Origin of the sequence: Parachlamydia sp., assembly GCF_050255895.1 — a bacterium.
GTDB classification, from domain to species: domain Bacteria; phylum Chlamydiota; class Chlamydiia; order Chlamydiales; family Parachlamydiaceae; genus Parachlamydia; species Parachlamydia acanthamoebae.
This window is the reverse complement of the sequence record NZ_JBFWIR010000039.1, coordinates 16,289-30,082: the sequence shown is the minus strand read 5'-3', so window position 1 is coordinate 30,082 and position 13,794 is coordinate 16,289. Positions and strand designations below refer to the sequence as shown.

The following is a 13,794-nucleotide window of genomic DNA, read 5'->3' as shown; positions in this document are numbered from 1 at the left end:
CCACAAGAATTCATAACAATTTGTTTCAAAATAAAATTACACGATCGCGTTTTCTGTGCTATTTATTAGACTGATGACCACCACGTCTTTTTCGGGTTGCCAAAAGTCACCACCTTCTGTTTCCAATGTAGAATGATAACTCCATCCTTTGGGGATTATTATTTGATGAGGAGAGGCCCCTTCTAAAGAAAAGAGAAAGAGAGTCTGAGAGTAATCAGAATGGCCTAGGTCTGTCGTGTTGGTTCCAACCAATAGAGTTTTACCATCTGAAGAAAATCTTAATGTGGTTGTTGAAAATATAGCTTCATAGCCCTTAGAAAGCTCTTTTAGTTCATATTCTCCATTTTTATCCCATGAGGCGATAAAAACCCTGCCTTTTTCTATAAAGGCTAGTTTATCCTGGTGAGGGTGCCAAACAATTTCTGCAGTCTTACCGCGAATCGTAAGGTGTTTTGTGATGTTAAATGTTTTTTTTGAATCAACAGAACACACTCTTAAATCACAAGGATTTGTAGATACATCATTTAAGAACGAAAGATAGGCAACATATAGGCCTGTTTTGGAGAGCGCAAACTGAAAGGATAGAGGATCATTTTCATTAATAGGTGCGATGATGTTACATTCGCCTGTTCTTAAATTGACTGAAGCGATTTTTCCAAATACTGGAATATTAAGCTGTGAAGGAGGACTCTCACTTGAATACAAACAAACTGTGGTTTCTTGATTTTTTTGGTTGCTATCACTTAGAGTACCAGCATGTTCTAAAGGAAGAATGGGGATATAAACAAGGCTGCTATCGGGACTCCAATAAGGACGATCCACTAATCCACACAGATTTGTTCTAATCGCATTCTTACAAGCAAGAGATGATTGTGCTGAGGCTATATCATGAATCCATAAATTGGAAAATCCCTCTTTGTCACAATAAAAAGCTATTTTCTGACCATCAGGAGAAAAACAGGGGCGCCAACAATTTGCATCCTTAGGTCCAATTTGCGTGGTCTTTCCGGATTCTAGTTCATAGATGTAAAGATAACTGTGGAGTCTGTTAAAAGGAACTCCGGTAGGCATGATGTAAGCATCATCAGGAAAACCTTCTAAAGGTTTTTGATGAACTGTGTATATAATAGATTGTCCATTAGGATGAACAGCAATTTTTTCATGGCTTCCTATCTCTTTCGGAAGAAATGTAATTTGGAAAAGATCTTCTTGTGGAAGAGCGGAGAGAAAATTTTGGAGAGCTATTACAGAAAGCAAGATAATTGGAACCATTTTCTTATACATGAATCCCTCTCTTTTGTGGATTTAGTTTAAACAAGAAAATAATTTTTTTCTATTCAAAATAATTTTTTCTTAAGAGGGTGCCTCGTTAGTTAAGTCATATGATAAAGGCTTCTAAATAAACTGCTAAGCTATAACTATTTCAGCCTTAATTTTAGGTCGATTTCTCAATCACAAAGAGACCATTTATGTTTACCAGATCAGGGAAAGGTGCAAGCAAAAATCTAGAGCAAAGCTCTTTGATTGAGTCTGAAAAAATTTGTTAAAAAGCGTGCCTAATGGCAACAAATATATGTGGGGATTTGGCGAAATCATTCGTCCGGTTTTCCCTTCGCATAGGTGAATTTATTCAGATAGTTACCATCTGCATCATACACAGTAACAAGACCAAATCCTTCTGCAACTTCGCTAATTGGGGTTTTTTCCCCTTTTTTGTAATACTTTCCTTTGAGAAGTTTGCCATGATCATATTCTTCAATCATCATCAAATTGCCATCGAGATAATAGGCTAGAGCAATTCCATTTTTCTTATTATTGCTCATCTCGCGTTGACTTTCTAATTGTCCATTGCGGTACCACGTTTTGCATACCCCTTGAATTTTATCTTCATACCATTGAATAGAAAGAAGAGGTTGAGGGATTTGGCTGCTAAACAATTGTTGGTAGTATTCGACTTCTTCCCCATGTTTTTTTTGGTTGAGCATATGGTAGGTATTGACGAGGAACCCTCTTTCATCAAAGACACATACTTTTCCTTCGAGTACGCCATTTTGATATTGTTGGAATTCATACACGCTTTCTCGGTTGAAAACAGCGCGAATTCCGTTTCCGTTTTCGATTTGGGCAATGAGGTTGTTCGATTTGTCAAAATAAAAGGCGGTGACAAGCAAGTCATTGCAATAGATCTCTTCAGAAGCCACTTGACAAGGAGCCCAATATCTTTTGGCGACCCCTTCTTTTTTGCCTTCCACGTAATGTGTAACTTGGAGAAGTTCACCGTTATCTAGAAAAATTTCGGCATCTCCCTCAATTTTATCATCTTTATAAAAAATGCGTTTCCACAACTTTCCATTGGAATGATAATATAGAGATTCTCCCTCGAGGATTCCTTTGTAATAGCAAATACAGGCTTCAATACAACCTTCCTCACTCCACACTTTTGCAATTCCATCGAATAACCAACTTTTTTCAGCAGCTGTATTGATGTCAGCTACACCGCCAATGACTTTAGCTGCTAGCTTAAGCTTTCCTGTGGGATACCATTCTTTATATTCTCCAAAAGCGCGGTTATTGACCACTTCCAGATACTGCTGGATTTGCCCATTGGGGTGATAACTTGTGATTAAAGCTCTTGCATTACCAAACTCATCCTTTCCATACACCCGCATCACTTTTTGATAGGGTTGATTTGTCATGAAGTCGACATTTTCATATTGTTTAACACGCTCACGACTTGTAAATGTCTCCGAGAGGCCGTTTTGATCGATGATATTAATTGTAGAGAGTTCATCTGGATTATATTCACAATAGAAATAGCGTGCGCATCCTGTGAAGAGAAGGAGACTTAAGAGACATAAGGATCGAATGGACATGATTATAAGATTTCTCGCTTTAAGAGTTTCATGTTAAGGGCAAAAGTTTCGTTTTTATTAACCGAAGCTTTTTTCTCTAAGCTGAAATCAATTATAATCAGTTGAGGACGATTTGGTCCAGCTTCATGTTCGCCGATCTTTTGTCCCTCAATGAGAGCTAGAATGGTGGCAAGATCTGAAGCATCCACCTCTACTGGGTGAACCTGTGTGACAATGGTCTCTTGGAAACCCGGGAGGGTATCTACCACGCCTTCTGAAAAAAGAAGTTTGTTTCCTGGTCCAGTTAAGAAATCAAGCCGTTTGCGTACATTTTCATCACCCGCATAATTTTTGTTTTCAATCACATCTTTTAAGCTTTGAATTTCTGGCTTAAGAAATGTCAATTGCTCCAGCTGTTTATCAATATAAAAGCGATCAGCTTCTCTAAAATGGTTGCTGACAGCCTTATTGTTTGCCTGTCTCTTTGCTTGTAAAAAAACCTGATTCTCTGTTTCTTCAATCGAATTTTTCAAGGAATCTACCGCATTTTCATTAGAAAAAAAGTAGATTGTTGAAAGAAATAAAGGCAAAGCTCCAAGAAGCATGAGGTAGAGCAAGAGTCTATTTTGAGGAATTTGACTGAACATATCGTCTCACTTAATAGATGATGGGTATAACGTGCGATCTTTTAAGAAAAAAGAAGTGTGGTAGCGACCTCGGTTTGTGCCCCATTTAATCTCCCCCTTCGGATCAACCATTTCATTGGGAGCAATCAGTGAATCGTGAAATTCTCGTGCTTGCGTGGGAGTTGGAGCTGAAAAATCCAGATCGACACGCACTTGGTAAATTTCGTTTTTTTTACTTTTATCTGGTTTTTTGACCATCTTGTAAGTAAAGCTTTCAATTTTTAAGCCTTCTATTTTTTGTTCATCAGCATTTTCAGATGGGTTAAAGGAGGGGTGTTTAGCTAGCCAAGCTAAAACATCGCTGACAGCAGGCGTATTAGGAAATAAAGGATAAGAATCAGGAGATGTACTGACTAAGCTATTTAAAAACTGAACACGTGCAGAAAGATCATCAATAGACAGTTCCATAGGATCTAAATCTTCGTCGGTCGAAATAGGTTCTAATCCATTTTTTTTACGAAATAGCTCTTCGAACTCGGGGTATGATTGATGCATGGAAGCGAGTAGATTGACATAATCTGTGCGAAGATGGTCGGTTTGTTTACTGAGGTAGGCCGATCCAAAACAGTAAAGGGCAAAAGCAAGAAAAACGCAGGCACCAAAATAGGTCACAATCGATTTTTTTAAGCGTTTCCATGGGTGAGGATAGTTGTATTGTTTTTGCCGAAAATTAATCTGTTCTTTCCAGTTTGGAAGCCCTGTTAGAGCAATCCCAATAGGAATCGCATAAGATTGCAGTTCTTCTCGATTTAATATAAAGTTTTGATGTTCAATTGGTTGTAAAATCTTTAATTGCAGGTTTTGACAAATTTCATTGATTAATTCGGGATATTGTCCAATTTCCCCAGTTAAGAAAACTTCTTGGGGTTCAAATCCTTTAATCTGCTTTGAGATTCCTAAAACGATGCGCGTAACGTCAATTCTTAAGCGGTCTAGGTTTTCTGCAAAGCTTGGGAGATTCTTAAGCTCGTCCGATTTTAGAGAAGCAAAGGATCTTTCTTTAAATAAGGGATCTTGTAAGAGATCTTGCTGAAAAGCTTGCACAAGTTGTTCTATTCCACGCGGAACAGACTGGGCTGCAATAACCCTGCCTTCCTCAGCCATGACGCAAGAGGTTCCGGAGCTTCCGATGTGTAAAATTAATTGGGGCCCAGATAAGTCGCAAAACTGTGAACTAAACGCTGCAAGTGCAGCGGGCGCGCATGAAAGTAATTCTGGTTCCACATGAAATGTATTCCACTTGGCGAGCTCTTTCTCGACGTAATCTTTTCGGGCTGCAATGATCGTTAATTTAGAGCCATCTGTGGTTGTTCCAAGTTTTGTCCATTCAACAATGGCATTTTCAACAGGAAAAGGAAGGAGAGGTTCTGATTGAAAATCAATAATCGACGCAATTTCTTGCTCTTTTTTAAGTTTGACTTCTAACGGACGAATGAGGACTTCATCGGTTTTTAAAGCGACCCCTACAAGAGCATTTGCCGAAAGGGTATTAATTGTCTGTGCTGTCTCCTGGGAAAAAAAAGAGGAGTTGCTTCCATTAGATAATGTTTCGGAAAAAAGGATTCGAATCAGAGAAGGCTTGCCTTTAACTTCTGTTAATAAGATGCCCTTTAATTTGTTGGATTCGATATCCAAACCCAAAACATGCAAAGCGTTGGGTGAATCTAGCATGAAAAAATACTCTGTGATTTTGATCTAGGTTGTCAAAACCATAGATCAAAAATCAAGAGTATTCAAGATAAATCTTTCAATCTTAGTAAGATTTGTTCGTTTGCCTATTTAACGTGCGAATAGACAAGGTCATTTTTGTCATGTTCATCTAAAAACAATTTCCACTCGTCTGCTTGATGACTAAACTCTTCCAAAACGTCAATGAAAGTTCTGTGAGAAAGATTTTCGATATTACCAGTATAATTGAGGAAAATTTTAAATTGCCCTTCATCCATTGTTAAAAAAGTTTCAAGGGCGCTGTCATCAAAAGGGGCTTTACCAGTCAGGCATCGACGTACACTTTTTGGAATAAAGTTTCCGCCAAAATAGACCTGAGTGAGGAGTGAAATTTGTGAGATATGATCTGTTTTAACGAAGATATCAGATCCCATTAGCGAAATCTGAACGCAGTCTTCGTCATGTAGCCTATCGAATAGTTTTTTCAATTCACTATCTAGTATCATAACCGCACCATTTTGAGAACGTTATATTGAAGATAATTAAGAGCTAATACTCAATTATCTTTTATACTTTAATTATAATCGAAAAAACATATAAAATAAATTAAATTATTGGTTATTTTAATTTAAGTTCTATTAGCACTTTTTCCCATTTTTGCAAGAGTCGCTTGCGATATTTTTGAGAAAAAGCCGCAATTTTTTTCCTTTGAAACGTATAGTCTGTATGATTGGCTTTATATTGCAAGTCCTGCCAAGAGTCAAAATAAATAAAAAGAGGAGCATGTAATTGATTGTACCACTCCGATAAATGGATGAGGTTGTGATTGATAAGGTATGAGATATCTTGGTGGAAGAAGGTATTTTTTAGGGACAGTTCGAAAAGAAAGCTGGGTGAAGGAATAAAATAAGGAATTCCTAGCTGCAAATTTTCGAACAAGGAGAGATTAGACCAGGCATAAGGAATATGGATAATTCCTTTAAAATCTTTTAAGTCATAGGGACCATTATAACGTCCACAATAATTCGAAAGTCCCAGAGAATTGCAATGCCCAGACAAATCCATGAAATGGGTTTCATTATGATAGGGTGGAAGGAAAAAGGATTGGGGTTTAGAGACCATTGAAGGAATAAGCGAGTGTTTTGATTCTTGGCATGTTGTTAAACCTGGAGTAATGGTGAGTTTTCCTGTATGGACACCTTTGCTTAAGGCATAGTAATGTTCGAATTCTGTGTATGCAATCACTTTTACGTTGCTTTGAGAATGAGCTTTGGAAAAAAGAGAGTAATATTCAGGATCGGGAAATGTGCAATCTAAGCTTGCTTGATCCGTGTAATCAAAGCGATTGCATATCCAAACGATGAGAGGTTTTTTCCAATGATTTTGCAAAAAAATGCGTGCTAGTGGAGCTGTGTCTGTTGTGATAATGGCGTCAAAAGTTTCAAAAAAGGGTTTGTGCAATTGCCAGATTCTTTCTGCACGTGCATGATCGATATTGTATAAGGCACATCCTTGAGCTTGTCCATCAAACCATCCTGGAGGCAAATCTGGAATAAACCATGTTGTGAGATCAAGGGAAAATTCTTGAGCTAGAGCTTCTACTTCTGTTTGACATCCCCGATGAAAAGTGAGATGCAAGACCTTAGGAGATGCGTTTAACATGCTAATGTTGAATATAATAAATATAAAGTAGATGAATGCGATATTTTTTTTCATTTTATGAAATTCTTTTTGATGATGTTAGTTTTTATCTTTCACCATCTCACAAAAATGCTCTATGAGATGGTGTAGATGCGTGCATGATTTTATTTTTTTCGTAACATCACTTGATATTCATCCATGACGATTTCAAAACCATGATCGAGCAAATAGGGAAGAGAATATTTCGCTTTGCCTAAGCCTGAACGATCTCCATATTTTCTTGGGGTTTGATTGCGCACGTCATCGATTAAAATAATGCCGTTTTTGGCAATGAGATTACGTTGGACAATGATTTTGGCTTCATTCAACTGTAATTCAGCGGTTGGTTCAATGGGTGTCATGTCTCCTGTATCTAAATAAAGGAGATCAATTCCATCCGGAAAAGAGCACTTCTTTAAATAATCTTCCGAAGAAGCAACGTGGTAAGTGAGAATATCTTTAAAGTCATATGTCATAATTTTGCAGCGTGTAATGTGCTGGGGAATTAAATCTACCGTATGAAATTGTGGCTGAAGATGATGGAGACATGTGGCCGCCATGCGTGTGAAAAAGCCTGCGCCCCAATCCCAGTTTTCAGGTTGTTGAGGTGTCCAATAAGTCGGATTGCTAGAATTACAGCCGGGGTGTCCACCATGTGTAAAGCTACGGGATGTTCCCAACTCAACAATCACTTTCCCGTCATTTGCAACAAAATGTTCAAAAGCTGCTTTGAACGTTTCATAGCGAGATTTTGGAATTGTTTCATATGCGCTCCAATCTTCTCCCACATAGGTTCCTTGTTCAAGGTAGTCTTTATAGGGATTTAATAAAGCTTCAACAGAATAATCAGCAAAAGCAAAACATGGAATCAAGCAGGCAATCATGCCGTAAATAATCGCTTTCATAGGTACTCCTGAGGTTCATAAAAGATGTTTCTGTTTGTTCAAAATAAGTGTTGCTCACTTTTACAATAAATTTGCGTATTTGACAAATTAATTATTTTGTGATTTGATCACTGGAAACAAGAAAAAGCCGTTTTAAAAATAGTAACAAGAGGTTTCTGTATGTTAACTAGAAGTTTAAAGATTCTAATCGGTTTGTGTTTGTTATTTAGCCACTCTCTTTATGCTGCTAATGTTGGTTTGCTTGTGATGGCTACAGGAAAGTATGTTTCCTTCGTTCCTCCTTTGGTTAAGTCTGCCGATCATTTTTTTTGTAAAAACCATAAGGTAACCTACTTTGTATTCACAGATGGATATTTAGAGCCGATGCCAAATGTTGTGCCCATTTTCCACGCTAAGATGGGATGGCCATATGATACCATGATGCGTTATCACGTTTATGATATGCATCGAGATGCTTTTGCTGGACAAGATTATTTGTACGCATGTGATGCTGATATGCTCTTTGTTGGTGAGGTAGGGGATGAAATTTTAGGAAACCGCGTAGCTACAAGGCATCCAGGCTTTATTAACCGGCCTAAGAGTAGCTATACCTATGAAAGAAATCCTCTTTCTACAGCTTACATTCCTCAAGGAGAAGGCAACGATTATTTCGCGGGGGGATTTTATGGTGGAACTAAAGATGAATTCTTAAATATTGTCCACACCAATGCAGTAAATATTGATCAAGATATGCAAAATGGGATTATTGCCGTATGGCACGATGAAAGTCATTGGAATCGATTTTGTATCAACAATCCTCCAACAGTTATTTTGTCTCCTTCCTATTGCTATCCGCAGGGCTTGAGAATTCCCTTTTTGCCAAAATTGATTGCATTGGATAAAAATCATGAAGAAATGCGAAAGGGATAAATTAAGTTATGAAATTAAAACATTTAATGGCGTTATTGTTCGTTTTTTGGGCATTTGCATTAGAAGCTAAGCTTCCAGAAAAAGAGATGGTTTTTATTGTACCATCTTATAAAAATGTGCATTGGCACCATGCGAACTTGCATTCTCTGCTTTCACAAGAATACGACAATTACCGCATTATCTATATTGATGATCATTCAACTGATAACACAGGGGCAGTTGTCGAATCTTATTTGATTGACAATATGATTCCTTATCAACTCATCGAATTTGATGAATCCGAGGACTATCGGGAATCAATTCTTCGCTTCTCTGAAGAAGTGAATCGAGAGCCGCATTTTTTTACATTGGTAATCAATAAAAAACGGTGTGGGGCTCTCGAAAACATCACAAGAGCTGTTCATAGTTGTCAAGACTACGAAATTGCGGTTACAGTTGATGGAGATGATTGGCTGCATGATCCACAAGTGTTGGATACACTCAATGAGGCTTATGAAGGAGATGTGTGGATGACGCATGGAACACTCATTCATTATCCTACACGTGTATTGGGTTGGTCAGAGCCAATTCCTCAAGACATTATCAAACGCAATGCATTTAGAGAATTTAAAAAATGTCCTTCGCATTTGAGAACTTTCTATGCGTGGATTTACAAAAAAATCAAACTTGAAGATCTGCGCTATGAAGGAAAATTTTTTCCTATGACATGGGATATGGCAATGATGTTTCCTATTGCAGAAATGTGTGGAGAAAGACATGCCTTCATTTCTCGTCCTGTCTATTGGTATAACATCGTCAATCAAATCAATGACAATAAAGTCAATCCTCAGTTACAAAACAATTTAGATCGTTACATCCGAAAGATGCCTCGTTATGAAAGATTGGAAGACTAACTATGAAAAAAACACCTTTCATTTTACGAGTGATATGTGTGTGTTATGTGCTTTTGGGAGCTTTGCTCCCAAACAGCCACCTAGAAGCTTTTGATAAAGTCGTGATTTGGGGACATAAGTTACATAGTCATACCCATTCGTATATTCACAACAGCTTTTATCAAGCTTTTAAACATTTGGGTTATACAACCTATTGGTTCGATGACCTAGATTATGTGGGGAATTTCGATTTTGCCAACTCTCTATTTATTACGGAAGGGCAAGCAGACCAGAATATTCCCATTAGACATGACTGTCAGTATATTTTACACAATTGCACTGCGCCAAAATATCAAGCTTTAAAACCTGAAAATTGGGTGATTTTGCAAGTCTATACAGACAGCGTGCTGGAGCGGCCTGATGCAATGAAAATGGAACCCTGCATCTATTTTGATTTGGTGGAGCGATGTCTCTATATGCCTTGGGCAACCGATCTATTTCCACATGAAATCGAGCAAATGAAACAAAAAATTGCGTCTCAAGTTATTCAGAAAACAATTTACTGGATTGGAACTGTTGGAGGAGGAGAATTTGGCAATCAAAGCCGTCTCGATCCTTTTATCCAAGCTTGCCGCGAAAACGGAATTCAATTTAGTCAACTTACAGGTATTAGTACTGAGAAGGCTGTGGATTTGATCTGCCAATCTTATATAGCTCCCACAATTGTTGGAGAATGGCAAGAAAAAGTGGGATATATTCCTTGCCGAATTTTTAAAAATATTAGCTATGGGAAAATGGGCGTCACCAATTCTCAGCGTGTACATGAGTTGTTTGAAGGCAAAATTGTGTACAATGCAGATACCTATCAACTCTTTTATGATGCCAAAAGGCATCTTGAAACCATGCCTCTGCAGGAAATTTATGATTTGATGGATCTAGTCAAAACCAAGCACACATATTTGAATCGAGTCAAAACGATGCTTGATTTTGCAGATTTAGTCAAAATAGCCTATCAAGATTAAGCCGAGCGTGTAGTGAGAAAATATTTTTGACTATCTTCGATCACGTATGAGGATAGCCCAGCGATGCCGATTAAATTTGTAATCAGCATGAGAGAAATCGAAATATCTGCTAACATCCAAACCAGTTCGACTTGGGCTAAAGCTCCCACTGGAATAAGTAAAATGTAAACATATTTAAACCACAGCGTTGAACGATCTCCACACAGAAAAGCGATTGCTTTTTCGGCGCAGCATGACCATGCTAAAATTGTTGTGTAGCCAAATAGTGCTAAAGCAACCATCACAAGATAGGCCCCTAGATCGCTCCCTAATCCTTTTTGAAATGCGTAGGTGACCATATTGGTACTTTGCAAATCAGGCTGATTCCAGGCCCCTGTAACCAAAAGAGTAAGACCTGTTGTTGTGCAGACTAGCATCACTAAAAGGGGAGCGGCCAAAGTGGCGATCCCATCAATCACAGGATTCGATGTACGGGCGCTTGCTTGCAAAATAGGGACAATACCCGTACCGGCATCAGTTGCAAAAAGTCCTCTTTCAAAACCGACAGTTAAAGCTTTTAAAACACTATATCCTAAAATGCCACCCACTGCAGGTTTAAAGGCAAAAGCTGATTCAAACATGAGTTGAAAAGCTGCCGGAATGCTTTCATAATGCATGATTAGAATCAGTAGGGCACCTCCCAAATAGAGGGCTGCTTTAAATGGAACAATGATAGAAGCCAATTTGGCAATCCGTTGTATGCCACCTACAATGACGATTCCCACAAGAAAAGCCATGGTAATCCCCATGAATAAAGGGGGGATCCCCATTTTAGCTAGCGGTAAAGAAATGGAATTCACTTGGGCAAAGTTTCCGACAGTTAGGGCGCCTAAGATGGTAAAAATAGAAAAAATGAAACTGAGGGATTTTAATCCGAGCCCATTTTTTAGATAGTACATAGGGCCGCCCACATATTCCCCAGATGCATTGATTTCACGGTATTTAACAGCTAATAAGCAGCTTGCATATTGAATAGCAGCTCCCAAAAATGCCATGACCCACATCCAAACCAAAGCTCCTGGCCCTCCTGTTGATAAAGCAACGGCCATCCCCGAAATATTTCCGGTTCCAAAATTCCCAGCTAAGACAGCTGAAAGAGCTTCAAAGTGACTAATATTGCCTTTCTCACTTTCCCCTTTTTTTAGAAGTTGTTTAAAACTTGTCGAAAGTTTGGAGATTTGCACAAATTTTAACTGATAGGTGAGGTAAAGACCTAAAACAATAATGGAAGGAAAAATGATAAATGCGGTTAAAGTTTCATTCACGAATATCAGTAAACTTTTAAAAGTCAATTCCATATGCTAATCCTCGGAAAAAGAAAAAAATCAATTATCCCATAAAATTGAATTCTTTACAAATAAGGATGGGATACAAAAGTAGGGATCTCTCTTTGAATAAGATTCACTATTTCTCCTGGTTAACAATTTTTATCTTTATGAAAATTACAATTTAAATTAAGGTTCTGATTTTTAATTTTAAAGGTTTGGATGCCAAAACCAAATTTAGACTTTTTTCAATATCAAAATATGACAAGCAAGAGAGATTGGCATTAATCAGAGAGTTCTGTAGTCTATCGTTATAATTTTTATTGGCTAATTAATTTATAAGATCATCAACATAAAGTCTTCGAAGAGAATGATTAGCTCTATATATTTTAAAGGAGGGAGATCGTTATATTATTTTTGAATATCAGAATGAAGACATAACATAACAAATCTTAAACATATAACTTTTGCGAGGGTAGTGTGAGCGACTTTTATGAAAGACAACTCAATTTTATCCTAAAAAAAATCGAAGAATTTGAATTAAACAATGTCCCATTGTCTTGTTTCGTTTATGACTTTGATGGTTTACTATGCTTAATGGAGGATGTTAATCCAAGTTTAGAAAGAAAAATCAGAGTACACTGGTGGGAATTGGAACAAATTCAGACAACAGCCTGTGATCCAGAACAAAAAACAGTGGATTTCAATGAACAAAAAATCATTGAAGAAGCTTTAGAAAGTATTAAGCAGCTAATCCATCGAGAGTTGCTATTGGTTCAAATCAGCGGAAAGCATTCTCGTCCTCTCCGCAAAGTTGAACAATATGATTGGTGAAAACCAATATCCGAAATTTATCAGGAAGAACTCTCCATTCGCATACATCTAACAATTACTTCTTCCTGATTCAAACAAACTTTCACAGAGCTAAAGCCTCCACATGGGCGTTGGCTGATCGCGAAAGGGCTTCAAGATGATAACCTCCTTCCAAAACGGAAATAATGCGACTTTCTGCATATTGATGAGCAATCTGCTTTGTCAATTTGGTGAGCTCTGCAAAATCTATTTCTGTTAGATTAAAGTTTCCTAAAGGATCAAGGTAATGTGCATCAAATCCGGCAGAGATCATGACGAGATCCGGAGCAAAAGATTCCATGGCGGGAATCAATTTTTTATAGAAAGCTTTTAAGATTTCAAAGCGGGCGTTTTCTCCACCCTTTATCGGGCAATTTAGCATTGTTCCAGCCGCTTGTTCTTTTCCGATATCTTGGTTGTCTCCTGTTCCTGGATAAATGCCCTGCTCATGTGTGCTAAAATAAAAGACAGAGGGATCTTCCTCAAAAATATCCTGCGTTCCATCCCCATGGTGAAGATCCCAATCGACAATCAACACCTTCTTAATAGAAGGAACTCTTTTTTGAGCGTAGCGTGCGCCAATGGCAACGTTATTAAACAAGCAAAAACCCTTGCCCTGTGCTTTTTTGGCGTGATGGCCGGGAGGTCTCACAATGCAAAAAGCATTTTGGGCTTCTTTGTTTAATACAGCATCTACAGCTGTTAAAACCCCTCCTACGGCCAGTAAAGCCACGTCAAAAGATTGTGGACAGATGTTCACATCACCCGTGCTTAATGTTGACGACCCATTCGATTCTGCAAATTTAACTTCATTCTGGACCAGGTGGTAATAGTCTTCCTTATGACAAAGCAGGATATCTTCTTTTGTGGCTTTTCGAGGATGGCGCGTATTTTGATCTGTTTTCAAGCCGGATAGAGCTAAGGCTTGTGAGATAACCGTAAAACGTTCGGGGCATTCCACATGAAGAGGTCCCGTTAAATGCTGGAGATAACGCGCGTCTTCAATAATAAGCGTATGTGAAGCAGGCATGTCTTGTTCCTTTC

The 13,794-nt window shown here is 38.1% G+C and carries 13 protein-coding genes; 4 read left to right on the top strand and 9 right to left on the bottom strand.

All coding sequences use genetic code 11. The features are described from left to right. Window positions 1-36: 36 nt before the first annotated feature. From AB7E63_RS08190 to AB7E63_RS08160, 7 genes are all read right to left on the bottom strand, one after another. Window positions 37-1,284 carry a TolB family protein gene (locus AB7E63_RS08190; RefSeq protein ID WP_428419166.1) on the bottom strand — a complete coding sequence of 416 codons (1,248 nt, stop codon included), beginning with the start codon at window positions 1,282-1,284 and terminating at the stop codon, window positions 37-39. Window positions 1,285-1,592: 308 nt separating this feature from the next. Next, window positions 1,593-2,873 carry a toxin-antitoxin system YwqK family antitoxin gene (locus AB7E63_RS08185; protein WP_006340715.1) on the bottom strand — a complete coding sequence of 427 codons (1,281 nt, stop codon included), beginning with the start codon at window positions 2,871-2,873 and terminating at the stop codon, window positions 1,593-1,595. A gap of 2 nt (window positions 2,874-2,875) precedes the next feature. Further along, on the bottom strand, window positions 2,876-3,499 hold the full coding sequence (locus AB7E63_RS08180) for a hypothetical protein (protein ID WP_006340716.1): 624 nt from the start codon (window positions 3,497-3,499) through the stop codon (window positions 2,876-2,878). Window positions 3,500-3,505: 6 nt separating this feature from the next. After that, on the bottom strand, window positions 3,506-5,209 hold the full coding sequence (locus AB7E63_RS08175; RefSeq protein ID WP_006340717.1) for a hypothetical protein: 1,704 nt from the start codon (window positions 5,207-5,209) through the stop codon (window positions 3,506-3,508). Window positions 5,210-5,313: 104 nt separating this feature from the next. After that, window positions 5,314-5,712, bottom strand: coding sequence for a hypothetical protein (locus tag AB7E63_RS08170; protein ID WP_013924071.1), 399 nt, complete (start codon window positions 5,710-5,712; stop codon window positions 5,314-5,316). A 112-nt stretch (window positions 5,713-5,824) separates the two neighbouring features. After that, window positions 5,825-6,868 carry a hypothetical protein gene (locus AB7E63_RS08165; RefSeq protein ID WP_006340719.1) on the bottom strand — a complete coding sequence of 348 codons (1,044 nt, stop codon included), beginning with the start codon at window positions 6,866-6,868 and terminating at the stop codon, window positions 5,825-5,827. A gap of 143 nt (window positions 6,869-7,011) precedes the next feature. Continuing rightward, window positions 7,012-7,791 carry a hypothetical protein gene (locus AB7E63_RS08160; protein WP_006340720.1) on the bottom strand — a complete coding sequence of 260 codons (780 nt, stop codon included), beginning with the start codon at window positions 7,789-7,791 and terminating at the stop codon, window positions 7,012-7,014. Window positions 7,792-7,950: 159 nt separating this feature from the next. Here AB7E63_RS08160 and AB7E63_RS08155 point away from each other — a divergent pair, with 159 nt between their 5' ends. The 3 genes from AB7E63_RS08155 to AB7E63_RS08145 are packed head-to-tail and all read left to right on the top strand — an operon-like array spanning window position 7,951 to window position 10,594. Beyond that, window positions 7,951-8,700 carry a hypothetical protein gene (locus AB7E63_RS08155; RefSeq protein ID WP_050784553.1) on the top strand — a complete coding sequence of 250 codons (750 nt, stop codon included), beginning with the start codon at window positions 7,951-7,953 and terminating at the stop codon, window positions 8,698-8,700. Window positions 8,701-8,708: 8 nt separating this feature from the next. Further along, window positions 8,709-9,593, top strand: coding sequence for a glycosyltransferase family 2 protein (locus tag AB7E63_RS08150; protein ID WP_006340722.1), 885 nt, complete (start codon window positions 8,709-8,711; stop codon window positions 9,591-9,593). Between the two features lie 2 nt (window positions 9,594-9,595). Then, the gene (locus AB7E63_RS08145; RefSeq protein ID WP_036746024.1) at window positions 9,596-10,594 is read left to right on the top strand and encodes a hypothetical protein; all 999 of its coding nucleotides are present in this window, start codon (window positions 9,596-9,598) and stop codon (window positions 10,592-10,594) included. On the opposite strand, the gene AB7E63_RS08140 is transcribed toward AB7E63_RS08145, so the two are convergent. Next, the gene (locus AB7E63_RS08140) at window positions 10,591-11,931 is read right to left on the bottom strand and encodes an alanine/glycine:cation symporter family protein (protein ID WP_036746026.1); all 1,341 of its coding nucleotides are present in this window, start codon (window positions 11,929-11,931) and stop codon (window positions 10,591-10,593) included. The two genes, AB7E63_RS08145 and AB7E63_RS08140, sit on opposite strands and share 4 nt — an antisense overlap. Window positions 11,932-12,378: 447 nt before the next feature. Between AB7E63_RS08140 and AB7E63_RS08135 the strand changes: the two genes are divergently transcribed. Further along, window positions 12,379-12,732 (top strand): hypothetical protein, encoded by a 354-nt coding sequence (locus tag AB7E63_RS08135; protein WP_006340725.1) that lies wholly within the window; start codon window positions 12,379-12,381, stop codon window positions 12,730-12,732. An 82-nt stretch (window positions 12,733-12,814) separates the two neighbouring features. Here AB7E63_RS08135 and AB7E63_RS08130 read toward each other — a convergent pair whose 3' ends face one another. Beyond that, a complete protein-coding gene (locus AB7E63_RS08130; protein WP_036746028.1) occupies window positions 12,815-13,780 on the bottom strand; it encodes a histone deacetylase family protein in 966 nt (321 codons plus the stop codon). Window positions 13,781-13,794 lie beyond the last annotated feature (14 nt).